General features: G+C 68.3%; 22 protein-coding genes. 13 read left to right on the top strand and 9 right to left on the bottom strand.

All coding sequences use genetic code 11. The features are described 5' to 3' along the window. The first annotated feature begins 217 nt into the window (after positions 1–217). On the top strand, positions 218–751 hold the full coding sequence (locus AC1DBQ_RS11420) for a 2'-5' RNA ligase family protein (protein ID WP_476928610.1): 534 nt from the start codon (positions 218–220) through the stop codon (positions 749–751). Between the two features lie 158 nt (positions 752–909). Continuing rightward, a complete protein-coding gene (locus tag AC1DBQ_RS11425) occupies positions 910–2,070 on the top strand; it encodes a GGDEF domain-containing protein (RefSeq protein ID WP_476928611.1) in 1,161 nt (386 codons plus the stop codon). Here AC1DBQ_RS11425 and pgm read toward each other — a convergent pair. Continuing rightward, positions 2,060–3,721, bottom strand: a complete 1,662-nt coding sequence (pgm, locus tag AC1DBQ_RS11430) for a phosphoglucomutase (alpha-D-glucose-1,6-bisphosphate-dependent) (protein WP_091255548.1) — start codon at positions 3,719–3,721, stop codon at positions 2,060–2,062. The genes AC1DBQ_RS11425 and pgm overlap by 11 nt on opposite strands. A 234-nt stretch (positions 3,722–3,955) precedes the next feature. Between pgm and AC1DBQ_RS11435 the strand changes: the two genes are divergently transcribed. Further along, positions 3,956–4,609: a DUF4190 domain-containing protein gene (locus tag AC1DBQ_RS11435; RefSeq protein ID WP_476928612.1), complete on the top strand. Its 654-nt coding sequence runs from the start codon at positions 3,956–3,958 to the stop codon at positions 4,607–4,609. 60 nt (positions 4,610–4,669) lie between these two features. On the opposite strand, the gene AC1DBQ_RS11440 is transcribed toward AC1DBQ_RS11435, so the two are convergent. From AC1DBQ_RS11440 to AC1DBQ_RS11450, 3 genes are all read right to left on the bottom strand, one after another. Continuing rightward, entirely contained in the window at positions 4,670–5,539 is an 870-nt protein-coding gene (locus AC1DBQ_RS11440; protein WP_476928613.1) for a phosphotransferase, read from the bottom strand. A 4-nt stretch (positions 5,540–5,543) separates the two neighbouring features. Further along, positions 5,544–7,013 (bottom strand): peptide MFS transporter, encoded by a 1,470-nt coding sequence (locus AC1DBQ_RS11445; protein ID WP_476928614.1) that lies wholly within the window; start codon positions 7,011–7,013, stop codon positions 5,544–5,546. 177 nt (positions 7,014–7,190) lie between these two features. Beyond that, positions 7,191–8,312 (bottom strand): alcohol dehydrogenase catalytic domain-containing protein, encoded by a 1,122-nt coding sequence (locus AC1DBQ_RS11450; RefSeq protein WP_476928615.1) that lies wholly within the window; start codon positions 8,310–8,312, stop codon positions 7,191–7,193. Between the two features lie 297 nt (positions 8,313–8,609). Here AC1DBQ_RS11450 and AC1DBQ_RS11455 point away from each other — a divergent pair, with 297 nt between their 5' ends. The 3 genes from AC1DBQ_RS11455 (at position 8,610) to AC1DBQ_RS11465 (ending at position 12,500) form a co-directional block, all read left to right on the top strand. Beyond that, positions 8,610–10,550, top strand: a complete 1,941-nt coding sequence (locus AC1DBQ_RS11455; RefSeq protein WP_476928616.1) for a sialate O-acetylesterase — start codon at positions 8,610–8,612, stop codon at positions 10,548–10,550. Between the two features lie 364 nt (positions 10,551–10,914). Then, positions 10,915–11,280: an ArsR/SmtB family transcription factor gene (locus AC1DBQ_RS11460; protein WP_476928617.1), complete on the top strand. Its 366-nt coding sequence runs from the start codon at positions 10,915–10,917 to the stop codon at positions 11,278–11,280. 263 nt (positions 11,281–11,543) lie between these two features. Continuing rightward, a complete protein-coding gene (locus AC1DBQ_RS11465) occupies positions 11,544–12,500 on the top strand; it encodes a cation diffusion facilitator family transporter (RefSeq protein ID WP_476928626.1) in 957 nt (318 codons plus the stop codon). A gap of 7 nt (positions 12,501–12,507) precedes the next feature. Here the strand turns inward: AC1DBQ_RS11465 and AC1DBQ_RS11470 are convergent, their stop codons facing one another. Next, on the bottom strand, positions 12,508–13,935 hold the full coding sequence (locus AC1DBQ_RS11470; protein ID WP_476928618.1) for an amidase: 1,428 nt from the start codon (positions 13,933–13,935) through the stop codon (positions 12,508–12,510). Positions 13,936–14,379: 444 nt separating this feature from the next. Here AC1DBQ_RS11470 and AC1DBQ_RS11475 point away from each other — a divergent pair, with 444 nt between their 5' ends. From AC1DBQ_RS11475 to AC1DBQ_RS11485, 3 genes are all read left to right on the top strand, one after another. After that, a complete protein-coding gene (locus AC1DBQ_RS11475) occupies positions 14,380–14,706 on the top strand; it encodes a rhodanese-like domain-containing protein (protein ID WP_091255534.1) in 327 nt (108 codons plus the stop codon). Between the two features lie 18 nt (positions 14,707–14,724). Then, positions 14,725–15,708: a prephenate dehydratase gene (gene pheA, locus AC1DBQ_RS11480; RefSeq protein WP_476928619.1), complete on the top strand. Its 984-nt coding sequence runs from the start codon at positions 14,725–14,727 to the stop codon at positions 15,706–15,708. 94 nt (positions 15,709–15,802) lie between these two features. Next, the gene (locus AC1DBQ_RS11485) at positions 15,803–16,024 is read left to right on the top strand and encodes a hypothetical protein (protein ID WP_091255530.1); all 222 of its coding nucleotides are present in this window, start codon (positions 15,803–15,805) and stop codon (positions 16,022–16,024) included. Between the two features lie 41 nt (positions 16,025–16,065). Here the strand turns inward: AC1DBQ_RS11485 and AC1DBQ_RS11490 are convergent, their stop codons facing one another. Continuing rightward, complete coding sequence (locus tag AC1DBQ_RS11490; RefSeq protein WP_476928620.1) at positions 16,066–17,130, bottom strand: diacylglycerol/lipid kinase family protein; 1,065 nt, start codon at positions 17,128–17,130, stop codon at positions 16,066–16,068. 78 nt (positions 17,131–17,208) lie between these two features. Here AC1DBQ_RS11490 and serS point away from each other — a divergent pair, with 78 nt between their 5' ends. Both serS and AC1DBQ_RS11500 read left to right on the top strand, forming a co-directional pair. Continuing rightward, complete coding sequence (gene serS / locus AC1DBQ_RS11495) at positions 17,209–18,489, top strand: serine--tRNA ligase (RefSeq protein ID WP_344361519.1); 1,281 nt, start codon at positions 17,209–17,211, stop codon at positions 18,487–18,489. A gap of 148 nt (positions 18,490–18,637) precedes the next feature. After that, entirely contained in the window at positions 18,638–19,585 is a 948-nt protein-coding gene (locus tag AC1DBQ_RS11500) for an HAD family hydrolase (protein WP_476928621.1), read from the top strand. 69 nt (positions 19,586–19,654) lie between these two features. Here AC1DBQ_RS11500 and AC1DBQ_RS11505 read toward each other — a convergent pair whose 3' ends face one another. The 3 genes from AC1DBQ_RS11505 to AC1DBQ_RS11515 form a co-directional block, all read right to left on the bottom strand. Then, the gene (locus AC1DBQ_RS11505) at positions 19,655–20,254 is read right to left on the bottom strand and encodes a hypothetical protein (RefSeq protein ID WP_476928622.1); all 600 of its coding nucleotides are present in this window, start codon (positions 20,252–20,254) and stop codon (positions 19,655–19,657) included. An 80-nt stretch (positions 20,255–20,334) separates the two neighbouring features. Next, the gene (locus AC1DBQ_RS11510) at positions 20,335–21,090 is read right to left on the bottom strand and encodes a DUF429 domain-containing protein (RefSeq protein WP_476928623.1); all 756 of its coding nucleotides are present in this window, start codon (positions 21,088–21,090) and stop codon (positions 20,335–20,337) included. 100 nt (positions 21,091–21,190) lie between these two features. After that, positions 21,191–21,682, bottom strand: coding sequence for an inorganic diphosphatase (locus AC1DBQ_RS11515; RefSeq protein WP_091255519.1), 492 nt, complete (start codon positions 21,680–21,682; stop codon positions 21,191–21,193). A gap of 144 nt (positions 21,683–21,826) precedes the next feature. On the opposite strand from AC1DBQ_RS11515, the gene dacB reads away from it, so the two are divergent. After that, on the top strand, positions 21,827–23,344 hold the full coding sequence (gene dacB / locus AC1DBQ_RS11520; protein ID WP_476928624.1) for a D-alanyl-D-alanine carboxypeptidase/D-alanyl-D-alanine endopeptidase: 1,518 nt from the start codon (positions 21,827–21,829) through the stop codon (positions 23,342–23,344). 110 nt (positions 23,345–23,454) lie between these two features. Continuing rightward, a partial coding sequence (locus AC1DBQ_RS11525) for a zinc-dependent metalloprotease (protein ID WP_476928625.1) occupies positions 23,455–24,600 on the top strand: 1,146 nt, incomplete at its 3' end.

The raw sequence follows: 24,600 nt of genomic DNA on the forward strand, positions 1-24,600 counted from the left end.
GCCTCCGGCACTGTCCCGCGGAGGTGCCTCCGGCACCATGGGGGACAGGCCGGAGGCACACGGGACGCATTTCTGCGGTTCAGCGCACGGCCTGCATCCGGGGCCACTTCCCATTTTAGTCCGCACTGCAGCCCACGGCGCGGGGCGTTCGCGACGTCGCCGACCCCGGTCAGGGCTCGGGCGCCGCTCCGGCCGCCGGGCATGGCACACTTTTCCCATGCGGAACCTGATCGCGGTGGCCTTCGTGGAACCGGTCGTCGAGGGACTCGAGTTTCCCCGTGACGACTGGCCGCTGCACATCACCTTGGTGAAGTTCGACGTCGTCGAACCCCAGGCAGCGGCCGGCGCACAAATCGAAACGCCACCCGGCTCCGGCGATCCGCTCGCCGCGAAGATCTCCGCGCTCATGGCGGACCCCGTGGCCGCGGCCCTGGGCTGCCGGGTGAGGGTGGGCGGGGAAGCGCGGTTCGGGCGGGCAGGGTCCATCCCGGTCAACCTGATTGAACCCAACGAGCACCTGCAGGCCCTGCACAATGCCCTGGTCGGGATCGTGGAGCAGCTGCCCGGCAGGATCCCTACACCCGCCTACACCCTGGCAGGGTACCGCCCGCATGTCTCCCACCACGGCGACAAACGGCTCCGCGAGGGCGACGCCGTCGCACTGGACCGGATAGCGCTTGTGGACATGGCGCCCGGCGGCGGGCACTCCACCCGGCGGATCCTCAAGCTGTGGACCGAAAGCCTGGCCTAGGACCCGGAACGGCAGCGGCAACAAGAATCCGCACGTCACATCGTGGCCACCACGAGGCTTTCCCGTCGCCGGGTGCCATACTTGGGTCAACTTCGGCGGTTATTCGACGGTGAAGTGACGCATTGCGGGCAAATTACAGCGGACCGGGGGGCCACTAGATGATGCTTGACACCGCCACACTGCGGGTTGCCTTGGCGCTGGTCGACCTCACGCTGCTCATGCTCTTCTACTTCATTACCTTCCGGCGCACCCGCTCCGCCTACAGCGGCTGGTGGTGCATGGCCCTCCTGCTGTTCCTCGTCGGCAACGCCGCGTACCTGCTGGACGGCACGGTGTACCAGGCCTGGTCCAACCCCGCCGGCAACGTCCTGCTGGTCGCCGGCGCGGCCAGCATCTGGGCCGGCGCCCGCTCGCTGCGGGCCCCCTCACCCCGGCCCTGGCGGCTCGCGGCCGGCCCCGGCGTCGTCGGCGTCGTGTCGGTGCTCGACCACCCGGCCACCAACATCTGGGCGGGTGGCCCGGTGTACCTGGCCTTGATGGCCGTGCTGATCGGCATGGGATCCCGGGAGCTGTTCCTGCTTGAGCGTGACTACTCGCGCGTGCACCGGCCCCTCGCCGTGGGCGCCGGCATCCTGGCCATCTTCTACGTGGGCCGCCTCATCGCCTTTTTGACGGACGGGCCGGGCGGGGCGGTTTTCACATCGTTCTTCGGTTCGGCGCCCATGACCGTGTTCTCGACGGTCACGCTGGTGGTGGCCTCGTTCACGATGGCCGAGCTGAGCTACGAACAACAGACCCGCGACCTCCGGGCACGCGCCACAGTGGACGGCCTCACCGGCCTGCTGAACCGCTCAGCGTTCCTGGACCTCGCGGGCAACGAACTGCGCCGGTTGCGCCGCACCGGAACCACGGCCTCGCTGATCCTCGCGGACCTGGACCACTTCAAGGGGATCAACGACCAGTTCGGCCACTCGGCCGGGGACTCCGCCCTGCAGGCGTTCGCCGGAGCCTGCACCGGCACCGTCCGTTCCACCGATCTCGTAGGCCGCTACGGCGGCGAGGAATTCATCCTCCTGCTCCCGGGCGTCACGCCGGAACAGGCCCAGGAAATCACCTCCGACATCAGCCTCCGGCTTCAGGAATCCGGCTCGGAAGTCATTCCCCGGCTGCCGACAGTGAGCTACGGAATTGCATCCACCGACGCCGGACCGGGCGGCCTCGACGCTGTAGTGGTCTCGGCCGACGCGGCCCTCTACCAGGCGAAGACGCTTGGCAGGGACCGCGCCGTGGTGGCCGCGGTCGGCGGAACTACGAAATAACGCCGTCCACCAGGGCCTTCGCCTCGGCCTGGACCTGCTTGAGGTGCTCGGCGCCCTTGAAGGACTCGGCGTAGATCTTGTACACGTCCTCCGTGCCGGAGGGCCGGGCCGCGAACCAGGCGTTTTCAGTGACCACCTTCAGGCCGCCGATCGCCGCGCCGTTGCCCGGCGCCTCGGTCAGTTTGGCGGTGATCGTTTCGCCGGCGAGTTCGGTGGCGGTGACGTCCGACGACGACAGCTTGCCCAGTGCGGCCTTCTGTTCGCGCGTGGCGGCGGCATCGATCCGGGCATAGACGGGGTCGCCGAACTGGTCCGTGAGGCCCTTGTAGAGCTGCGACGGCGACTTGCCGGTGACGGCCGTGATCTCCGAGGCCAGCAGGGCCAGCAGGATCCCGTCCTTGTCGGTGGTCCAGACACTGCCGTCCATCTTATTGAAGGACGCGCCCGCGGATTCCTCGCCGCCGAAGGCCCCTTCGCCGGACAGCAGGCCCGGAACGAACCACTTGAAGCCCACGGGAACCTCCACGAGCTTGCGGCCCAGGCTCGCGGCCACGCGGTCGATCATCGAGGAGGACACGAGGGTCTTGCCGATCACGGACTGCGGGTTCCAGCCGGTGCGGTGCCGGTACAGGTAGTCGATGGCAACGGCGAGGTAGTGGTTCGGGTTCATCAGGCCGCCCTGACCGTCAACAAACGGTGTGACGATCCCGTGGCGGTCGGCGTCGGCGTCGTTGCCGGTGGCGACGTCGAACTTCGCCCCGTCGGACATCCGGCCGATCAGCGACGCCATCGCGAACGGGGAGGAGCAGTCCATCCGGATCTTCTCGTCCCAGTCCAGGGTCATGAAGGCCCACTGCGGGTCAACGGTCGGGTTCACCACCGTGAGGTTCAGGTGGTGGCGTTCGGCGATCTCGCCCCAGTAGTCCACCGACGCCCCGCCCATGGGGTCCGCGCCGATCCGGACGCCGGCGTCACGGATGGCGTTGAGGTCCAGGACGGAGGGGAGGTCATCCACGTAGCTGCTGAGGAAGTCGAACTTTCCGGTGGTCCCGGCGGCAAGGGCGTCGGCCACGGGGATCCGCTTCACGCCACGCAGGCCGTTTTCCAGGAGCTCGTTGGCGCGGTTGGCGATCCAGCCGGTGGCGTCGGTGTCCGCGGGGCCGCCGTGGGGGGGGTTGTACTTGAATCCGCCGTCGCCGGGAGGGTTGTGGCTGGGGGTCACCACAATCCCGTCGGCCTGCGGTGCGCCCGGGCCGGCGTTGCGGTTGTGCGTGAGGATGGCGTGACTCAGGGCAGGGGTGGGTGTGTAGCCGTGGCGGGCATCGATGAGGACGTGCACGCCGTTGGCGGCCAGCACCTCGAGGGCGGAGTTTTGGGCCGGTTCGCTCAGCCCGTGGGTGTCCTTCGCCATGTAGAGGGGCCCGGTAATGCCCTGGCCCGCCCGGTATTCCACGATCGCCTGTGTGATGGCGAGTATATGGGGTTCGTTGAAGGACGCCTTCAGGCTCGAACCACGGTGCCCGGAGGTGCCGAAGGCCACCCGCTGGCCCGGGTCTGTGAGATCCGGCGAAACGTCGTAGTACGCATCCAGAAGCGCAGTGAGGTCAACAAGGTCTTGGGGTTGGGCAACTGTGCCCGCGCGGCTAGCCATGGCACCAGCATGCCAGACGACGGCGGGGTGCAACACGGTTTCGCGTCAAAGCCGCCCCTGTGACGCAACAAAAAGCCGCCGAAGGGGCCCGCCCCGATGTAAGGGTGCGGCGGTACGCTGGATCAAGAGACTTCTCGGAGGGGACATTCGATGACTGAACAGCCACAACCTGGAAAAAACGAGAGCAAAAACGAGAGCAAAAACGAGAGCAAAGACGGGCAAGGCAAAGAGGGGATGCCCGAGGGCTATCAGCCCACGCTGCGTCTTCCGGAGCACCAGCCGGGCGTTCCGCCGCAGCAGGTAGCCCCCGTCAGCCAGGACTCCGGCAGCCACGAGCCCGGCCAACCGGCGACGCACCAGTTCGCGCAGCCCGAGCCGCCGCAACAGCCGGCCTACCCGCAAGAGCCCTCCGCAGCCCGGCAGCCCGGGCAGGAGCACTACGGCCAGCCCGCACAGGATCACGGCCAGTTCTCCAGCCCGTACCCGCCGATCTACGGCCAGTCCGGCACGACGCCGTACCCGCCCGGCCAGCCGGCTTACGGTCAGCCCGCGCGGCAGTACGACCAACAGTCGCCGTACGCCCAGCCGGGCAGCGCGAACGCCTACGGCCAGCCTGCCTACTACAGCGTGCCGGCAGCGCCGAAAGGCCTGAGCATCGCCAGCATGTGCTGCGGCATCGCCGCACTGGTGGGATTCGGGTTCTTCCTGCTGCCCCAGCTGGCTGCGGTCATCCTGGGACACCTGGCCCTGCGGCGCGAACCGGCGGGCCGGGGCATGGCGATCGCCGGTCTCGTGATGGGGTACGTGGCGATCGCCGTCACGGTGCTGGTGATGGTCATCTTCGGACTGGTCATCGGCAGTGCGCGCAGTCGCGGCTACGGAGTCTAGGGACGGCGTCCCGCGCCGGTTGCGCGTGCCCGGGCCGGTGCCGCGGCTGCCGCCGGAGGCTCAGCGTGTCAGCGCGGCCACCAGCGGCCGGCCATTGGCCTCAAGCCAGCCCTGCCGCCGATTGATGAGCGCGCCCACGCCGTCCTGCCACATCCGGGCCCAGCCGCCGCCCAGCGTCGCGGCGTTGTGCCGCATCCGCTCGTAGCTCAGCTCCGCGGCGTCGATCCCGGCACCTGGCACCCGGCGTCGTTCCTCCTCGGACCAGCCGTAGGCGTCGGCAAAGACGCGCAGCCTGCGGAACGGATCCTGGTCCTCCCAGCCGGGCCAGGCGTCGGACGGGTCGCGGAGCGGTACCCAGTGCATGGCGGTGTTAAGCGAATCGTGGAAGGCCGTGGACGGTCCGGCGAGATCGAAATCCACCAAACCGACGGCCAGGCCGTCCCGGACCACCACGTTCTGCGGCGTCACGTCCAGATGGCAGACGAGCCCGGAAGCGTCAGTGGGGTTCGGTCGGACCGGACTGCGCGGAAACGGCCTGCGCGTAAACGGATGCTCCCGCGGCACGTAGCCCGCCGACGCCGTGTGGAGCCGCCGCACCAGGCGGCCCACCGAGGCCAGAAGGTCCGCGGACTGTGCCCAGGCTTCCGGCAGGGCCCCGGCGCATTGGCCGGGCACGAAGGTCAGGACGTCCCGGCCCTGATCGTCCCGGCCCAGAAACCGGGGAGAGCCCTCAAAGCCGGCGTCTTCCAGCCAGTCGAGGTACCCGGCCACGGCCAGGGACTGCGGCTGGTGCGGGCGGCGGATGGTTCCGCCAACCCGCACCACACCGTCGGTGACATCGCCCGCCGGCATGAGTTCGACGTCGGACGCCTCGCCTGGGGCGGGGATGTAGACGCGCGCTGCAACCGGGACGCGATGTGCGGGGCTCATCGGGTCAGCGTACGCCGCCCATGAGCTTCTTGATGGCCGGCGAGGCAGCTGCCATGCCGACGGCCAGCAGGATGGCGGTCCCGCCCACACCGATGAAGTACGGCAGCTCGTCATTCGGGTTGTACAGGCCGGACAGGATGCCGGCCAGCGTGGTGCCCAGGGACACGGACAGGAAGAACAGCGCCACCATCTGGGTGTGGAAGGCCTTCGGCGCCAGCTTGGTGGTGACGGACAGCCCGATGGGGGACAGGAACAATTCCGCCAGCGTGAACAGCAGCAGGATTCCCGCCAGAGCCAGCAGCGGAGTCTTGCCGTCGCCGGAGAGCGGAATGAAGGCCAGGAAGGCCAGGCCCATCACGAACAGGCCGATGGAGAACTTCAGCGCCGACCCCGGCTGCTTGCGGCCGAGCCGTGTCCACAGGGCCGCCATGACGCCGGCGAAGATGATGATGAACACCGGGTTGATGGACTGGACCCAGGCGGCAGGCATTTCCCAGCCGAAGAAGTTGCGGTCCAGCTTCTCCTCCGAGTAGACGGCGATGAAAGTGAACTGCTGCTGGAACAGGGCCCAGAACGCGGCCGAGGCGATGTACAGCGGGATGAACGCTGCCACGCGTCCGCGTTCGGTGGCGGTGACCTTCTTGCTCCGGAAGATCAGGGTGAAATAGACCACCGACGCGCCGATGGCGGCGTAGGCCATGGACGAGGCCAGGTTCTCGGCATTCACGGTGCCCGAGATGAACAGCGCGGCGATGACCGCGGCGAGGCCGACGAAGATCAGTCCGTAATTCTTGCGCTGCGCAGCCGGCAGGGGATGCGCGACCCGCTGGGTCTGCGCGGGGAGCTTTTTGCGTCCCAGCGCGTAGACGGTCAGGCCCACGGCCATACCGACGGCGGCAGCGCCGAAGCCCCAGTGGAAGCCTTGGCTTTCCTGCAGCCAGCCGGTGACGAGGGGGCCGATCAGCGCGCCGGCGTTGATGCCCATGTAGAAGATGGAGAACCCGGCATCGCGGCGTTCGTCCTTCTCGCCGTACAGGCTGCCGACAAGGGCGGTGGCATTGGCCTTAAGCCCGCCGGAACCGACGCCCACCAGCACCAGACCGGCGATCAGGCCGGGGACGCCGGGCACGAGGGCCAGCGCGACGTGGCCGCCCATGATCATGATGGCCGCGCCGAACAACACCTTCTCGGAGCCGAACAGCCGGTCAGCGAGCCACGCGCCCAGGATCGTGGAGAGGTAGACGCCGCCGCCGTACGCGCCGACGAGGCTGGCGGCCAGGCCCTGCTCAATCCCGAGGCCGCCCTTCTCGACCGAGAAGTACATGTAGTAGAGCAGGATTCCCTGCATGCCGTAGAAGGAGAAGCGCTCCCACATTTCTACGGAGAAGAGGCTGGCCAGCATCTTTGGGTGGCCAAAAAACGAGGTATCGCCCGGCGTTGTAGCGGGGCGAGTGTCTAAATGAGTTGTGCTCATTTACTTAATGCTGACATTATGACGCGCGATTGTCACATTCGCGGCGCCCCGGGGCAAGTAACCCCGGCGGTGTTTCGCCCCTATTTTCCCGCGGCTCAGTCGTGCGGCCGCCGCCCCGAAACCCCCTTCCGGTCAAGGGTTCCGGTCAGGGATTCCGGCTTGTCCCGGAGCCGGCCGTCAGGCGGGACCGCCGGCATCGAACATGATGATCTGCCGGATGGCGTGCCCGTCTGCCAGCTGGTCCATGGCCCGGTTGATATCGGCCAGGGCGATGCGGTCCGAGATCAACTCCTCGACCGGCAGCTTCCCGTCCCGCCACAGCTGGGCGTATCTCGGGATGTCCCGCGACGGGACGGCGGAGCCCAAGTAGCTGCCCACGATCGTCCTTGCCTCTGCGGTGATAGTCAGAGGCGCCAGCTGGGCGCGGGCGTCGGGGGAGGGCAGCCCGGCCGTCACGGTGGTGCCGCCGGGGGAGGTGGCGGCGAAGGCGGTTTCGAAGGCGCGCGGATTGCCGGCGCACTCGATCACGAACCTGGCTTTGACCCCGCGGTCGAGGACCTGCTGCGGCGTGTACGTTTCGTGGGCGCCGAGGCGGCGGGCGTGGTCGAGTTTCTGCTCCAACGTGTCCACGGCGATGATCCGGGAGATTCCCTGGGAGACGGCGGTGATGAGGGCCGCCATGCCCACCCCGCCCAGGCCGACGATCATGATGCTGTCCTCCGGCCGGGGCCGGGCCGCGTTGAGCACGGCGCCGCCGCCGGTCAGCACGGCGCAACCCAGGACCGCCGCAATGTCTGCCGGGATGTCGTCGTCCACCGGCACGGCCGAGGCGCGGTCCACCACGGCGTGGGTGGCGAATCCCGAGACGCCCAGGTGGTGGTGGACGGGCTCCCCGCCACGGCTCAAGTGCCGGGACCCGTGCAGCAGGGTTCCATCGTTGTTGCTCTTCGAGCCGGCCGTGCAGGGCAGCCGGCCATCCTCGGCGCAGTTCGCGCAGCTCTCGCACCGGGGCAGGAAGGACATGACCACGCGCTGGCCGGGCTGCAGATCCCCGACGCCGGACCCCACCTCGACGATCCGACCCGCCGCCTCGTGGCCCAGCAGCATGGGCACGGGCCGGACCCGGTTGCCGTCGACGACGCTCAGGTCCGAGTGGCATATCCCGGCGGCTTCCAGCCGGACGAGGATCTCGGTGGGCCCGGGAGCGGCCAGGTCCAGCTCGGAGATGCTGATCGGCCGGGATTCTGCGAAGGGACGCGGGCGGCCGATTTCCTCAAGTACTGCACCGGTGATCTTCATCGATCCTCTTTCGGGGCCTCGTCGGTTTTGAGTGAAGGATAGCCGCCGGCCGGAGCCAGCGTCCATTTGACGGGGGCAAGAAAACCCCAAGGTGACTCGGCAAGAGTGTGGTCCATGGCTGGTTGGGGCAAGCTTTGTCGTCTCCCGAACGCGGCGCGGCCGGCGGTGCGGACATTACCTTCCTCAAAGGCGGCCTCTGGGCTACGGGAGCCGCGGCACCCGGGCGGCAGGCCCTCGACGCGGCCCACGGCCCGGAGGCTCCACCGCGTCCTGATTAGCCTTGCAGTCTTCGCCCTGATGGCGGCGGGCGTCGTGCCGGCGCAGGCGGCAACGGCCATCACCACTCTGCATGTTTTTCTCGCGGTCGGGCAGTCGAACATGTCCGGGCGAGGACTTCCCATCGATGGCGCGACAGACGTTGAAGACCCGCGCCTCTTCCAGTTCGGAGCTAAGACCCGCACCTTCCGGGCCGCCACGGTCCCGCTGGACATGCACGACACCCCCAGCGGTCTTTCCCCCGCCACAACGATGGCCAGGGAATACCTGAAGACCCAGCCCGCCGACGTCGGGGTCCTCATCATCCCGGCGGCGCACGGCGACACCGGATTCACCAGCGCGCCGGGGACACTGACCTGGTCCGTCGGTGCGGCTTCGGCCCCGGGCTACGACCTGCCGACACTGGCCGTCAAGCAGACGTTGAGCGGCCTCGCGGCGGCGAAGGCGGCCGGCTATGCGGTGGAGCTCAAGGGGATTCTCTGGCATCAGGGCGAGAGCAATTCCTCCGTCAGCACTTCGGCCTACAGCGCCAAGCTGGACCAGCTCATTGCGTTCTTCCGGGACCGGCTGTCGGCGCCGAAGCTGCCGTTCGTCCTCGGGCGCATGTCGCCGGAGGGCATCGCGGCCACGCCGGGCAGGGCCAACGTGGACGCGAGTCACTACCAAACGCCGGGCCGCGTCGCCTACACCGGCTTCGCGCCCTCGCTGGCCTGCGCCCTGAATTCGGGGGACACGACCCACTTCTCCCGGGTGGGTATCGAATATCTGGGACGGGCATACCTGGCCGCGTACCGGCAGGCGGTCGCTAACACCCAGGCGTCCGCAGGCGCCACCCCCGCGCTCACTGTGCCGAACTGTGCGGGACGGGCCATAGCGATGGATCCGACGCGATTCCTCGATACCAGGATCTGGCCGGGACGCGTGGCCGCAGGCGGGTCGGTTTCCTTCCGGGTAGCCGGCGTAAGGGGTGTGCCGGCCAGCGTTTCCGCCGTTGTGGTCAACCTGACCGTGACGTCGCCGACGTCGCACGGGGTCATCACGGCCTATGCCTCCGGGACGGCCAAGCCCGGGACCTCGAATCTGAACTACGTTGCCGGGCAGACCGTCTCGAACCTCGCTACGGTGCCCGTCGGCACGGATGGCCGGCTGACGCTCACCAACTCCTCGTCAGGCTCCGTGCATCTGATTGTTAGTGTGTCCGCGTATTTCCATGGCGGCACGCCGTCGTCGCCCGGGACGTTCAGTGTCGTGGCGCCCGCCCGGCTGCTGGACACACGGAAGTCTTCCGGGGCCGTTTCCGGCGGAAGCTCGGTGTCCTTCATGGCTGGCGGGAAATCGGGGATCCCCACGAACGCCTCGGCGGTGGTCCTGAACCTCACGGCGACTGAGACAAAGTCGTTCGGCTTCCTGACCGCATACGCCGCGGGGTCCTCAAAACCGGGCTCGTCCACTCTGAACTACTCGGCGGGGCAGACCGTGTCCAACCTCGTCGTGGTCCCGGTCGGGACCGACGGGAAGGTAACAGTCTCGAACACATCGTCCGGGTCGGCGCAGGTCATTGCCGACGTCGAGGGGTATTACCTGCCCGGCAAACCGGCCCAGGCCGGCGCCTTCGGAGCCCTGGCGCCCACCCGGTTCCTGGACACGCGGCTCTCTTCCGGAGCCGTCCCGGCGGGAGGGTCGGTCACTTTCCACGTGCGCGGCGTCAAGGGGATCCCCACCACCGTGGCCGCCGTGGTGGTTAACGTGACGGCCACGGCGGGCAAGTCCTACGGACTCCTCACCGCATTCGCCTCGGGGTCCTCCACCCCGAAAGTCTCGAGCCTGTTCTACTTGCCAGGACAGATAGTCGCTGACCTCGCCGTGGTTCCCGTGGGGCCGGACGGCAACATCAAAATAACGAATACGTCGAGCGGCTCGGTGCAGATCATCGCCGACGTCGCGGGCTACTTCCGCGGGTAACCGTAGCGGATTTGCTGAGTCCGAGGACCGAGGACCTGCTGAGCGGCCCGCGGGGGACATGCTCATTCCTGGCACCGGCGCGTGGACATGATGGCATTGTGCCCAAGTCTCGCCGCGATGGAGGAGTATGTCCCCGGGCAGGCGCCGGACATGTCCAACGCCTGGCGTGAACGAGGAGCATGTCCCCGGGCCGGCACAGGAACATGTCCAACGCCCGTCACCGCGGCCGGACATGTCCACGGGCGCCTGGAGAAATGCCGGACGCCGCCGTGCTGCCCGTGTGCTGCCGGCGAACTCCTGAGGCGCATCGACCGGGGTCCGGCTGGTCGATGCCCTGGGGCAACAAGTGTGAAATAATCTGCGTATGGATGCAGATAAGCAGATATGCGGCCGCGAGCCGGACAGCCAGTATGTCGAACTCGCCGTTGAGATTTTTGCCATGCTTGCCGACGCGACGCGTGTCCGGATTATTCTTGCCCTGCGCGAGGGCGAACTGCCGGTCAACCAGCTGGCCGAGATCGTCCAAAAATCTCCGGCGGCCGTTTCCCAGCACCTGGCAAAGATGCGCCTCGCGCGGCTGGTGACCACCAGGCAAGACGGAACACGCGTCTTCTACCGCCTGGAGAATGAGCATGCCCGCCAGCTCGTTACCGACGCCATCTTCCAGGCCGAACACTCACTGGGGGGAACCCCCCGCCACCACCACCCCGAAAGCGCGGACTTATCGTGACCGAATCCCATGATCTCCACCGTCCAGGGGCGACAGCGCCCGTCCACGCACAGTGGGACGCTGGCAGCCATCATCACGGGTCCGAGGACCACGGCCATGACCACGATCATGGCCACGGGCACGACGGCCATGACCGCGGGCACGACGGCCACGACGATCATGACCACGATCATGCCCACCATAGCCACGGGCACGACGACCATGCTCATGGGCACGGCCATTCCCATGAGCATCCGACGGGGATCAAGGGCTTCCTGTACGGATTGTTCGTCCCGCACACCCACGACGCCGCGGATTCTGTCGACGACGCCCTTGAGGCGAGTGAACATGGCGTCAGGGCGGTGAAGATCAGCCTCTTCATGCTTCTCGGCACCACTGTCCTTCAATTCATCGTGGTGCTGATGAGCGGTTCGGTGGCACTCCTCGCGGACACGATCCATAATTTCTCCGACGCCATGACGGCTGTGCCCCTGTGGATCGCGTTCCTGCTGGCCCGCCGGCCCGCGACCCGGCGTTATACCTACGGCTTCGGGCGGGCCGAGGACCTGGCCGGGCTCTTCATCGTTATGGTCGTCGCGCTCTCCGCCGTCGTCGCCGGATGGCAGTCGATCGACCGGCTGTTGAATCCCCAGCCGCTGCAGAACCTGTGGTGGGTTGCGGCAGCGGGCCTGGTCGGCTTCGCCGGCAACGAAGCCGTGGCCATCTACAGGATCCGGATCGGCCGGAAGATCGGCTCCGCCGCGCTGGTGGCCGACGGTGTCCACGCCCGGATGGACGGATTCACATCTCTTGCCGTGGTGCTGGGCGTGATCGGGGTGTGGGCCGGGTTCCCGCTGGCCGACCCGATTGTGGGGCTGCTGATCGCGGCCGCCATCGTCATCCTGTTGTGGGGAACGGTCCGCAGCATCGGCCGGCGCCTGATGGACGGCATCGAACCGGAGCTTCTTGACAGGGCACGGTCGGCCCTGGCCTCCACCCCCGGCGTGGACGCCGTCCCGGCGCTGCAACTGCGCTGGATCGGCCACCGCCTCCAGGGCAACGCCAGCATCCAGGTCGCAGACATGCCGGTCTCCGCAGCCGAACAGATCGCCGCGGATGCCAGGCACCGCCTCGGCCACGCTCTGCCGAACCTGGACGGCATCGCGATCCGGACCACCACCGGGTCAGTACACGACGGCGGGGATCTGGCGCGGTCAGCGTCCTCGCACGGACACGAATAACCCCGGCCTAGAACCCCAGCTGGGCGGCCACCTGCAGCAGCAGCCCCTCGGAGCCCATCGGCCCGATCAGCTGAATGCCCATTGGCAGGCCTGAACCCGGGGCGCCGCCGGTCCAGTGCACCGGGATCGTGATGGCCGGCAGGCCGCAGACGTTCACCATGGAGGACCACGGCGCGTATTCGCATTGCTTGCGGTAGTCGCCGTCGGCGTCGCCCGCCCATTCAGCGGCCGGCCAGTAGCCGACGCCGTGGGTCGCGCCGGTGAACCAGCCCACCGGCCGGGGCGTCTGCGCCAGGGCCGGGGTCATGATGAGGTCCCAGCGGGCATACTGGGCGATCGTGTCCCGCTGGAATTGCCGCAGGAACCCGAGGCATTCATTGAGCTTGGACGTACTGCGCTGCTGCGCGCGCCGCCGGAACGTCCTGGTGAGCGGGGTCAGGAGCGCCTCGCGCTGGGGTGCTATTCGCGCGCTGCCGACGCCGGCGGTCCAAGCAGTGGTGAAGGCATCCGGGTAGCGGTTGTCATAGAGGATCGCCGCCTCCGAGGTCTCGTGGCCGGACGCCTCCAGCCGCGCGACGCCGTCGGTCAGTGCATCGAGCGCCTCGCGGTCCGGGGTGAAAGGGAAAAACGTCTGCCACGGACTGTCCAGGCTGACGCCGATCCGCAGCCGGTCCGGCTCCCGGGCGGTCAATTCGAGGTAGCTGGCATCCGCCGGGCCCGGCGCAAGGGCATCGAGCATCAGGGCGGCGTCGGCGGCGGAACGGGCGAGCGGGCCGGCAACCACAAGCTGGGCCGGATCGCCTGAGCTTTCCCCGGCCGGCACGAGCCCGCGGCCGGGCTTCAACCCGACGAGTCCGCAGGCGGCGGCCGGAATCCGCACCGACCCGCCGCCGTCGGATCCGGGGGCAAACGGCAGCATCCCCGCGGCCACGGCGGCAGCGCTGCCGCCCGAGGATCCGCCTGAACTGCGGCTGAGGGCATACGGATTGCGCGACGGCGGGGCGATCCGGTTCTCGCTGTAGGCTGTCAGGCCAAATTCCGGGACCTGCGTCTTGCCCAGTGACACCACCCCCGCGGTCTTGAGCGCGGCGGGGAGTGCGCCGTCCGTCAGCGCCGGTTTGTGCTCCAGAGCGGCGCTCCCATGCGTGGTGATCACCCCCGCCACATCTGTCAGGTCCTTGAAAGCGAGCGGCATACCGTGCAGCGGCGGCAGGCCGCCGTCGCTCGGGCCATGGCTTCGGAGGGCATGGAGCTGGTCTGCGGCTGCGGCATCCTTCCGGGCCTGGTCTGCGGTGACGGTGATGAAGGCCCCGAGGTGCGCGTTTTGGGCTTCGATGCGGTCCAGGAAATGATCGGTGGTTTGCCGGGCGGAGAGCTCCCCGGAACGGAGTGCATCCCGGAGTTGAACAGCAGAGAGCTCGTGGATTTCAGCCAAGGAAACGGGGCTCCAGGCCGTCCCGGAACCGTTCGGCAGGCATGGTGTGCCCTGCGGAGGCCCCGGCGAGGGGAGGACATGTCCATTGTTGGGGACTGCGGGTGGGCACTGTGGCATTATGCCCAACCCTGGTGGCGAGGGGAGGGCATGTCCCGTGGAGGGGAAGGGCGGGACTGGGGACATGGCCAGCCGTCATGGCGAGGGGAGGACATGTCCATTGTTGGCGGCTGCGGGTGGGCACTGTGGCGTTATGCCCAACCCTGGCGGCGAGGGGAGGGCATGTCCCGTGGCGGGAACCGCGGACAGACCGCTCCGCGGGGTGTTTGGCAGCCATGAGGTCTCCTTTGCGCTCTCCAGAAGCGTAACGTGCCGCCTGCGGGGGCGCTCGGCCAGCGGCGGGGGATACGCTGGGAACGGACCTTGAAATCTGCGGAAAGGGCGAACATGAGCGACTTCCACACCGTCAGCGTGTCTGGCATCCCCGATGATGCCAAGATCCTTGATGTCCGCGAGGACTATGAATGGGTCGCGGGCCACGCCGAGGGCGCCCTGCACATTCCCCTGGACCAGCTCCCGGCCCGGCTGGAGGAGCTCGACCCGGACGAGGACGTCTATGTCATTTGCCGTACGGGCGGCCGCTCCCACCGGGCCGCCCAATGGCTCGTCGGAATGGGGTATTCCGCGCTGAACGTGGCCGGCGGCATGGACCAGTGGGTAGAGACCGGCATGCCGCTCGTGTCCGACAACGGCCTCAAGCCAGTCATCCTGTAACCGAAGAAGGAAAAGCCGATGCCCGCACCAACCGTCACGTACACATTCCTCGGCCCAGAGGGCACCTTCACCGAGGCGGCCCTGATGCAGGTTCCGGACGCGGCGCACGCCATCCGCATTCCGTCCTCGAATGTGAACACGGCGCTGGACAAGGTGCGGGATGGCTCCGCCGATGCGGCCATGGTGCCGATCGAAAACTCCGTCGAAGGCGGCGTCACTGCGACCCTCGACGCCATCGCCACCGGCCAGGAACTCAGGATCCTCCGGGAGGCCCTGGTGCCCATCAGCTTCGTCCTCGTGGCCAGGCCGGGCGTGGAGATCGGGGACATCCGGCGCGTCTCCACCCACGGCCATGCCTGGGCCCAGTGCCGGCTCTGGGTGGACGCCAATATTCCCAACGCGGAATACATCCCCGGGTCCTCCACCGCCGCGGCCGCCATGGGCCTGCTGGACGCGGACGGCGCCCATTACGACGCCGCGATCTGCGCCCCGATCGTGGCCCACGAGCAGCCGGGCCTGTCCGTTCTTGCCGAAAACATCGGCGACAACCCCGGCGCCGTCACCCGGTTCGTGCTGGTGGGCCGCCCGGGCGAACTGCCCGCCCGCACCGGAGCGGACAAGACCACGGTGGTGGTCCCGCTGCCCGAGGACCGGCCCGGTGCGCTGATGGAGATCCTGGACCAGTTCGCCACCCGCGGTGTCAACCTGAGCCGGATCGAATCCCGCCCCACCGGGCAGTATCTGGGCCATTACTTCTTCAGCATTGATGCCGACGGCCACGTGGCCGACGCCCGGGTGGCGGACGCGCTCGCGGGACTCCACCGCATCAGCCCGGCCACTCGCTTCCTCGGTTCCTACCAGCGTGCGGACGGCCACCGCAGCATCGTGGCGCCGCACACCTCGGATCAAGCATTCCGGGCCGCGCATGCATGGGTCAGAGACATACTGAGTGGCGCATCTGCCGTAGCGGAATATACCCCGGGGGCTTCGCCCAGAGCGTAGGCAAATGCCTTCTGGTGCACTTCCACCGCTTCCCAACTGTGCGTATGCTTGCCTGATCCATATTGGGGAAGTCCTCTACCGGAGGGAGCGGGTCATGTCAGGAACCAGCACAGACAATGACGGCCAGGGAATGATTGTTAATCCCAAGCCGACAGCTGACAACCAGGACTGGGACGGCGATGACGCCGACCGCGCGGACCGTTTGCGCTTTGAAGAGGAGCAGGCAATGATCCGCGAACAGTCCGAGGCGAGGGCCGCCAAAGCTGCAGCAGATGCGAAGAAGGCCGCAGACGCCAAGAAGGCCGCCAGCGCCTAGTCCCCCTCAGGGGAGCCGCCGTCAGACTCACCGGCGGGGGCCTAGTCGCCTCCCGCCCCGTCCTTGACCCGGACCAGCAGGGATCCCGGGGCCACCTGGACGGTGACCGTCGTGGCCTCGCCGGAAGGATCGCCGTCGATCTGGGTAGGCATGGGTTCGGAGCACCGGATGGTGATCTTGCCGGAACGGTAGTACGTCATGACCGGCAGATCCTTCTTGTGCTTCAGCACGATCTTTGTGTACATCGCCAGCCAGCCGATTGCACTGCGCGGGCTCATCACCACGACGTCGAGCATCCCGTCATCGATCATGGCCTGCGGGATAAAGTCGATTCCCCCGGGAATCAGGCCGCAGTTCGCGAACAACACGCTGCGGATCTTCCGCGACTGCTCGGGCTGGTCATCCAGCCCAATCGAGACCTTCTTGCGGCGCCCCGGGAGGTGCCGCACCCCGGCTTCCGTATACGCCAGCCAGCCCACGGCCTTCTTCAAGCCGTCATTGGTATCACTGACCACCTCGGCGTCCATGCCCATGCCCGCGATCACCAGGAAAGTGTGCTCCGCAGACTCCCCGGTCCGCGCATTCTCCACGGTCATCCGCGCCGTATCGATGAACCGCTGGTGACCGAACAGGGCCGCCTGCACGTTGCCCTGGAGGTCGTTGACCTCCAGATGCACGTTGCGGGCCAGGAGGTTGCCGGTGCCGAGCGGAATCAGGCCCATGGCCGTGTCCGTCCCGGCAAGGACCTCGGCCACGACGCGCACGGTACCGTCCCCGCCGCAGGCCAGGACGACGTCGGCCCCGCTGGCCACCGCCGCCCGCGCCTGCGAGAATCCGGGATCCTCGGCGGTGGTTTCAAATATGCCGGGCGGCTCCCAGCCGGCCTCGGCGCACGCCGCTTCAATGAGTGCCCGCGCCTCTGCCGACCTGGCCTTGATGGGATTCAGGACCGCGGCAACCTTCTGCCGCCCCAGGTCCGGGCTGTGGGTTTGCTCCCACACGGCACTGCGGGTGTGCTTGGCCTTCAGCCGGCGCACCCCCCACCAACTGGAGGCGGCAAACGCCAGGACCCCAGCGATGACGAGGTAGAGCAGCCAGTCGCGCATTGTGATCCAACAGTATCCCGCCAGCGCCCCGTGACCTGCCTGCCCGGGAACGCCGGCCGGATTGGATACTCTTGTCTGGTGATCGACGTAAAAGACCTCAGCGAAAACCCGGACAAGTTCCGTGCCAGCCAGCGCGCCCGCGGCGCCGACGAATCCGCGGTGGACGCGATCATCGCCGCGGATTCGGCCAGGCGCGCGGCGCTGATCCGGTTCGAGAACCTGCGGGCCGAACAGAATGTGTTCGGCAAGAAGGTTGCGCAGGCCAAGGGCGAGGAAAAGCAGGCCCTCCTCGCCGAGGTCAAGGTCCTTGCCGCCTCCGTCAAGGCCGCATCGGCCGAGGCCGATGTCGCCCAGGCCGCCCAGGAGGAGCTGCTCCGCACCATCCCCAACCTGATCGAGGACGGCGTCCCGGCCGGCGGCGAGGACGACTACATCGTTGTCAAGACCGTCGGCACGCCGCGCGAATTCCCCGACTTCGAGCCCCGGGACCACCTGGAGATCGGCGAGCTGATCGGGGCCATCGACATGGAACGCGGGGCGAAGGTATCCGGTTCACGCTTCTACTTCCTGCGCGGTGTTGGCGCCCGGCTGGAAATGGCGTTGCTCCAGATGGCCATGGACCAGGCGATCGAGGCCGGGTTCGTCCCCATGATCACGCCCACCCTGGTCCGCCCGGAAACCATGCAGGGCACCGGCTTTGACGTCAAGCACGACGCCGAGATCTACCGTCTCGCCGAAGACGACCTCTACCTTGTGGGCACCTCCGAAGTAGCCCTCGCCGGCTACCACGCCGACGAGATCCTGGACCTGTCGGACGGTCCCATCCGGTACGCGGGCCAGAGCTCCTGCTACCGCCGTGAGGCCGGCTCGCACGGCAAGGACACCCGCGGCATCATCCGGGTCCACCAGTTCAACAAGGTGGAAATGTTCATCTACACCACGGTTGAAGAGGCGGCTGCCGAGCACGCCCGCCTCCTGGCGTGGGAAGAGGAAATGCTGGCCAAGTGCGAGCTCCCGTACCGCGTGATTGACACCGCTGCCGGGGACCTGGGCAATTCCGCGGCCCGGAAGTACGACTGCGAAGCCTGGGTCCCCACCCAAGGCGCATACCGGGAACTGACCTCGACGTCCAACTGCACCACCTTCCAGGCCCGCCGACTGAACATCCGCGAGCGTGTCCTGAACGAGGACGGTGCGCCCAAGGGCACCCGGGCCGTGGCCACGCTCAACGGAACCCTGGCCACCACGCGCTGGATCGTCGCCATCCTGGAACACCACCAGAACCCCGACGGCTCCGTCAACGTCCCCGCCGCCCTGCAGAAGTACCTCGGCGGCATGACGGTCTTCCCCGTTCTCTAACCACCGACCCCTAACTACCAGCCGGGCCCCTGCCCGCCGCCGGGTAAACATTCACACTGTGGACAGGCTGTGGGTGTTTACCGCAAATTCACGCCCTGCTGTGGCCTGAGTCCTAGCGGCAGTCGGGGGTCTCTGCTCTACTTGTGAGATGACAACCATGACTGAATCCTCAGTCGCCGGCAACGATGACCGGCGCACCACACACGAGAACAACACGCAGAACACCGCGGCCCAGAAGGCCGACGCCCGGAACAACGCGACCCGGAACAACGCGACCCGGAACAACACGGCCCCGAAGAGCCCTGGCGACAAGATGATGGTCGCCCTGGACGTCGACGGCACCCTGGTGGACCACGACGGCCACATGTCGGTCCCCGTCCGGGAGGCCGCCCAGGCCGTCGTGGCCGCAGGCCACCACGTCACGATCGCCACGGGCCGCTCGCTCAACGCCACGCTGCCGGTCATCGAGCACATCGGGATCGAGAACGGTTACGCGGTCTGCTCCAACGGCGGCGTGATCCTGCGCGTCGACTCCGGACTGTCCGACGGCTACGAGGTCATCCACAAGGCAACCTTCGACCCCGGTCCGGCCCTCCGCGCCCTGCGCAAGCGCCTGCCTTCGGCCAAGTACGCCCTCGAGGACGAGTCCGGCAACTTCCTGTCCACCGAGCGCTTCCAGGACGCCAGCTTCGGCGTCGAGGCGGTCGGCGTCGACTTCCAGACCATGCTGGAGGCAACCGCCGTCCGCGTGGTGGTCTTCAGCTCGGAGAACACGCCGGAGGAGTTCAACGCCGCGATCCGCCACATCGGGCTTGCGGGCGTGACCTATTCGGTGGGCTGGACGGCGTGGCTGGACATTGCCGCCGCCGGCGTCACGAAGGCCAGCGCGCTGGAGCACCTCCGCGGCCGGCTCAGTATCGAAGCACACCGCACCATCGCCGTCGGCGACGGCCGCAACGACATCGAGATGCTGACCTGGGCGCGCCGCGGCGTGGCCATGGGCCAGGCCCCGGTGGAAGTGATTGCCGCGGCCGATGAGGTGACGAAGTCGGTTTACGACGACGGCGCCGCGCACGTGCTGCGCAGCCTCCTTTAGACGCCCGGCCGGGCGGTCCGGGAGCCCGGACCGCAGCGGCCAGCGGAACTCGGTCTAGCGGATGTCGGGCTAGCGGACGTCGAGAATGAGGCCCAGGAGCCGGGCCGCCGCCGGACGTGCGGCGTGTTCTTCGTTCCACTGGGACCGGGCCACCGCCTTGCTGACGGCCTGCGTGGTGATCCCGAGTTCCTCGGCGACGGCCTTCTGCTGGCCGCGGACTCCCGGAGTGAGCAGATCCAGGACCCGCCATTCGGCGTGGCTGCGGTCGTGCACAATGTGGCCCAGGAGGCGCAGCACAGCCTCGGCTTCGGCCGCGAGGTCCGCCAGCGGGCCCTCCACGGCCACCCGGACGCGGTCCTTGCCGTTCCGCAGGCGGTCCACGGCGCGCCGGGCGTAGATCAGCCCGTGGCCGGAGGCGTCCTTGATCTGGTTCGGCAGGGGTTCGTTCACCGGGCCCACTCCTATGCCCACGTACCAGCTGCCGGTGCGCAGGGCGATCATGGCCGCCTCCACCGCCTGATGCGGACAGTCCACGATGCCCTGGACCTCGTCCTCCACGGAGCGGTCGAAATCAAGGCGCGCCGGGATGTGCCGCAGGTCCTTCAGGAGCTGCGGCACGCGGTCGCCGTCGCGCCGGCTGTCGGTTTGATTGATGGTCAGCGTGAACATTCTGGATCACACACTACCCGGTGGCAGTTCGGGGGCAAGTTGCCGGCAGGGCCGCCGTACCGGGGCCGTAACAGAGGCGGCTAGCCGCCCGCGAGCCCGGAAAGCTGCCCGGACGGCAGATGGATCCAGCCCTCGCTCACGGCTGCCGCGGCATCGCCGGGCCCGGGGCGCAGAGTTTGCCCCAGGCTGACGGCCCGTGCCGTCAGCGAGGCGATGACGGCATCAAACATGTCATCGGAGGCGGCAAGGTCATCCCGGTACCCCGCCAGGTCCAGCCAGGGGGTCTTCAGGGTCAGGTCCGCCAGCGCCGAGGACAGCTTTTCCGCTTCGGGGGCCCCGCGCCCCTTGTAGCCGCGGGCCTGGATCCCCCAGAGCTTCAGGGATGCCGCGGGATAAACCTCGGCGAGGCGGCCGGAGCCGTCCCGGGCCTGCGGCCCCGCGTCCCGGGCGATCTTGGCCTGGATCACGGCGCACCGCATGGCCGGGTGGGCCAACCGGTCGGCGGACACGCTGAGCGGAATCAGCCCGGTTCTGGCCGTGACGAACCGGTCGGTGTCCCGGTAGGCGAGCAGGCGGCGGCCCTCGATCCCGTCGTAGCCGAGCACCGGCCCGGCGTCGAAGGTCAGGTGTCCCGCAAGGAAGGGAAGGAAGGCGTCCGGCCAGCCCAGGGGACAGTCAATCCCGGTCATATCGCTGCTGCCGAAGAGCCTGACGATCTCCTCGTCGCCGACGTCCAGGGACAGATGCGCCAGGTATGCCGCGCCGTCGGCCCATTCGATGACGGCCACGGCCGTCTTCTTCGCAGCCGCCGCGAGGTCGACGCCGAGGGTCCTCACCGGTGCGCCCGCACGCCATGAAAAAACGCGGGGTCGCGCACCGCCCGTTCCGGAGCTCCGGAACGGCAGTATGTGACCCCGCGTTGCAGTGCGGAAACGACTAGTGTCCGGCGGCCGGAACGTAGCGCTTGATGGAGGCCTCGAGCTCGGCCTCGGCGGCGGCGCGGTCGCCCCAGCCCTCGGCCTTGACCCACTTGCCCGGCTCCAGGTCCTTGTAGCGGGTGAAGAAGTGCTCGATTTCCCTGATCAGGAACTCGCTGACGTCGCTGATTTCCTTGATGTGGTCAAAGCGCGCATCGGTCGGCACGCAAAGGACCTTGGCATCGCCGCCGCCGTCGTCGGTCATGTTGAAGACGCCGATCGGGCGGGATTCGACGATCACGCCGGGGTAGAGGTCGAAGTCCTGCAGGAGCACCAGCGCATCCAGCGGATCTCCGTCCTCGCCCAGGGTGTTCTCGAAGAAACCGTAGTGGGTGGGGTACTGCATCGACGTGAAAAGGACGCGGTCCAGGCGGACGCGGCCGGTCTCGTGGTCGACTTCGTACTTGACGCGCGATCCCTTGGGGATCTCGATAGTCACGTCATGCTTCATGGAATGCTCCTTGACGACTTCAGGGGGTGCGCGGCACGTGCATAAAGGCTGTCGGTGCCGCCGACTACTATTGAGGATATAGCGAGAGGCGCTGGTTTCAGGAACTAGTGGGGACATTTCAGGACTATAAGGACCGGCAGCAGCATGAAACCGAGAACCAGCCCCGAGGGCACCAGGCCGGTGCCCGGCAGGCGTCGGGGGATCCTCGTACTGCTGCTCCAGAGCCTCCTGGTGGCGGCCGTGGCACTGCCGGCCGGCATCGCCGTCGCCCCGGCTTTCCTCGGCCCGGACCGGTCCCCGGACGCATCCCGGGCAGCCCCGCCCTGGCAGCAGGTCCCCGCCACACTGAGCGATCCCAACGGATCAGACGGGATCGGTCCCCTCACTGACACCGCACCCGTTCCCGCCGGCGCCGCCCTCGCGGACCGGCTCAACGAGACCCTGAAGACCGACGGCGGCGGCACCTTCACCGGGATCGTCCAGGACGCCGCCACGGGGCAGGTGCTCTTTGACCGGTCCGCCGACGAGGCCCGCATTCCGGCGTCGAATATGAAGCTCCTCACAGCCAGCGCGGCCCTGCGCGTCATGGGCCCCGACCACCGCTTCAGCACCCGGGTTTTGGCAGGGCCCACGCCCGGGTCGGTAGTGCTGACCGGCGGCGGAGACGTGCTCCTGGGGACGGACGAATCCGATCCCGGGGCGGTCCTTGGCCGTGCCGGGCTGGCCACGCTCGCCCAGGCCACCGTCCGGGCCCTCCAGGACGGCGCCGCCGGCAGCGGCGAAGGCGGGGGCGCAGCCACCGGCAACGTGCGCGTCCTGCTCGATGACTCCCTCTTCACCGGCCCGCCGCTCCGACAGGCCTGGAGTCCCGAGGACGTCGCCGCCGGCGAAATGGCCCCGGTGTATCCGCTGGCACTGAACTCGGCCCGGTTCGATCCCGCCAAACCCACCGGACCCCGCCCGCAGGACGCCGCCATGACCGCCGCCGAGGCCTTCGCCGCCCGGCTCACGGCGGCTGCCGCGTCCGCGGGGCTGACCGTGGCACCGGGCGTCGCCCGCGTTCAGGCCGGTGCCACGCCGGACAGTGCCCACGCGAAAGTCCTGGCCGAGGTCCAGTCCGCCACGGTGGGGCAGCAGGTGGACCTCATGCTGCAGACCTCGGACAACTACCTCGCCGAGGTGATGGGACGGATGACCGCGCTCGGCGCCGGCCGGCCCGGCAGCGGCGACGACGCCATCGCCGCCGTGCTGCAGCAGGTCAAGGACCTGGGCGTTTCCACGGATGCCCTCCGGGCCGCGGATGTCTCCGGCCTGGCCCCGGCCGACCAGGTCTCGGCCCGGCAACTCACGGACGTGGTCCGGGCCATGACCTCCGGCACGGACACCAGGCTGCGCGCCGCCCTCGCCGGCTTCCCGGTCGCCGGGCTCACCGGCACACTGGGGGACCGGTACACGGACGCCGCGACGGCCGCCGGGGCGGGGCTGGTGCGCGCCAAAACAGGCACGTTGAACACGGTCATCGCGCTCAGCGGGTACGTCGTGGACGCCGACGGCCGGCTGCTGGTCTTCTCCTTCGTGGGCAACGGGCTGACCCCCGGCGCCGCGAACAAGGCTGCCCTGGACCGCTCCGCCTCCGTCCTGGCCGGCTGCGGCTGCCGCTGACCGGCGGAGCGCCCCCCTGAACCTGCGCCCGGCCGGTTCAACTGTCGGGTTCGCCGGCCGGTTCGCCGGTCAGCGAAAATTAAGGCGGATTGTCGGGGCCCTGTGATCTGATGGACCCCATGGAGTCCTCTGCGAGCGAGACATCAGGCAAGACATACTCAAGCAAGACAAACACGGGCAAGACAAACACGGGCAAGACAAACAGCAAGCCGTACGGCCAGACCACAGGCGGCACGCCGGTCCAAGCCCAGGATCTGATCAACTGGGAGCTGGCCGCCTCGACGGCCGCGCGCCTGACACCGGCCGGTCCCGTCCTGAGCGCTGCCGAGATCGGCGCCGCCGTTGAGAACCTGCGGCTCATGGCGGACATTTCCGTGCCGCACGTCCACGACATCACCGGCCTCGACGCCGCCCGGGACCTGCGCGATTCCGAGGTCCTGGTGGTGGACCGCGCCTCCTGGGCCAAGGCCAACACGCAGAGCTTCGCCGTCATGCTCGGGCCGGCCATGGAAAAGATACTCGAGGGCCGCGGCACCCTCAACCCCGGAGCCGCGAGCGTCAGCGGCGCCATCACCGGCAGCCAGCTCGGCGCCATCCTTGCGTTTCTCTCCAGCAAGGTCCTGGGCCAGTACGACCCCTTCTCCGCGCTCGCCGAGAACTCCACGGCCCCCGCTGCCGGCCGCCTGCTGCTCGTGGCGCCGAACATCATCTCCGTGGAACGTGAACTGAACGTCACCCCCGCCGACTTCCGGCTCTGGGTCTGCCTCCACGAACAGACCCACCGGGTGCAGTTCGCCGCCGCCCCGTGGCTCCGGCACCACATGCTCGACGAGATCGAAAACCTCAGCGGCCAGCTGCTCGGCAACGTCGATTCCCTGATGGAACGGGCCTCCGCGGCCGCGAAGTCATTGAAGGACCGCGCCGCACCCGGCGCGGCCCCCGGCCGGGGCGCCATCCTGGACCTACTCCAGAACCCGGAGGAACAGGCCGCCCTATCCCGCCTGACCGCGCTAATGAGCCTGCTCGAGGGCCATGCCAACGTGGTCATGGACGCCGTGGACGCCAGCATCGTGCCCTCGGTGAAGACCATCCGGCAGCGCTTCAACGCCCGCGGCAAGGATCGCGGCATGATCGAAAAATTCATCCGCAGCCTGCTCGGCCTCGACGCGAAGATGCGCCAGTACAGTGACGGCTCCAAATTCGTCCGGGAAGTGGTGGACGCCGCCGGGATGGAAGGCTTCAACAAAGTCTGGGAG

Source organism: Arthrobacter sp. 10T413_2 (assembly GCF_056394205.1).

Excerpts from the sequence above, each read along its gene's own strand:
- AC1DBQ_RS11490 (WP_476928620.1), bottom strand. The coding sequence starts at position 17,130 with ATGCGCGACTGGCTGCTCTACCTCGTCATCGCTGGGGTCCTGGCGTTT.
- AC1DBQ_RS11515 (WP_091255519.1), bottom strand. The coding sequence starts at position 21,682 with ATGAAGCATGACGTGACTATCGAGATCCCCAAGGGATCGCGCGTCAAG.
- AC1DBQ_RS11500 (WP_476928621.1), top strand. The coding sequence starts at position 18,638 with ATGACAACCATGACTGAATCCTCAGTCGCCGGCAACGATGACCGGCGC.
- AC1DBQ_RS11420 (WP_476928610.1), top strand. The coding sequence starts at position 218 with ATGCGGAACCTGATCGCGGTGGCCTTCGTGGAACCGGTCGTCGAGGGA.
- dacB (WP_476928624.1), top strand. The coding sequence starts at position 21,827 with ATGAAACCGAGAACCAGCCCCGAGGGCACCAGGCCGGTGCCCGGCAGG.
- AC1DBQ_RS11440 (WP_476928613.1), bottom strand. The coding sequence starts at position 5,539 with ATGAGCCCCGCACATCGCGTCCCGGTTGCAGCGCGCGTCTACATCCCC.
- AC1DBQ_RS11475 (WP_091255534.1), top strand. The coding sequence starts at position 14,380 with ATGAGCGACTTCCACACCGTCAGCGTGTCTGGCATCCCCGATGATGCC.
- AC1DBQ_RS11505 (WP_476928622.1), bottom strand. The coding sequence starts at position 20,254 with ATGTTCACGCTGACCATCAATCAAACCGACAGCCGGCGCGACGGCGAC.
- AC1DBQ_RS11435 (WP_476928612.1), top strand. The coding sequence starts at position 3,956 with ATGCCCGAGGGCTATCAGCCCACGCTGCGTCTTCCGGAGCACCAGCCG.
- AC1DBQ_RS11455 (WP_476928616.1), top strand. The coding sequence starts at position 8,610 with ATGGCGGCGGGCGTCGTGCCGGCGCAGGCGGCAACGGCCATCACCACT.
- pheA (WP_476928619.1), top strand. The coding sequence starts at position 14,725 with ATGCCCGCACCAACCGTCACGTACACATTCCTCGGCCCAGAGGGCACC.
- AC1DBQ_RS11485 (WP_091255530.1), top strand. The coding sequence starts at position 15,803 with ATGTCAGGAACCAGCACAGACAATGACGGCCAGGGAATGATTGTTAAT.
- AC1DBQ_RS11460 (WP_476928617.1), top strand. The coding sequence starts at position 10,915 with ATGGATGCAGATAAGCAGATATGCGGCCGCGAGCCGGACAGCCAGTAT.
- pgm (WP_091255548.1), bottom strand. The coding sequence starts at position 3,721 with ATGGCTAGCCGCGCGGGCACAGTTGCCCAACCCCAAGACCTTGTTGAC.
- AC1DBQ_RS11445 (WP_476928614.1), bottom strand. The coding sequence starts at position 7,013 with ATGAGCACAACTCATTTAGACACTCGCCCCGCTACAACGCCGGGCGAT.
- AC1DBQ_RS11450 (WP_476928615.1), bottom strand. The coding sequence starts at position 8,312 with ATGAAGATCACCGGTGCAGTACTTGAGGAAATCGGCCGCCCGCGTCCC.
- AC1DBQ_RS11425 (WP_476928611.1), top strand. The coding sequence starts at position 910 with ATGATGCTTGACACCGCCACACTGCGGGTTGCCTTGGCGCTGGTCGAC.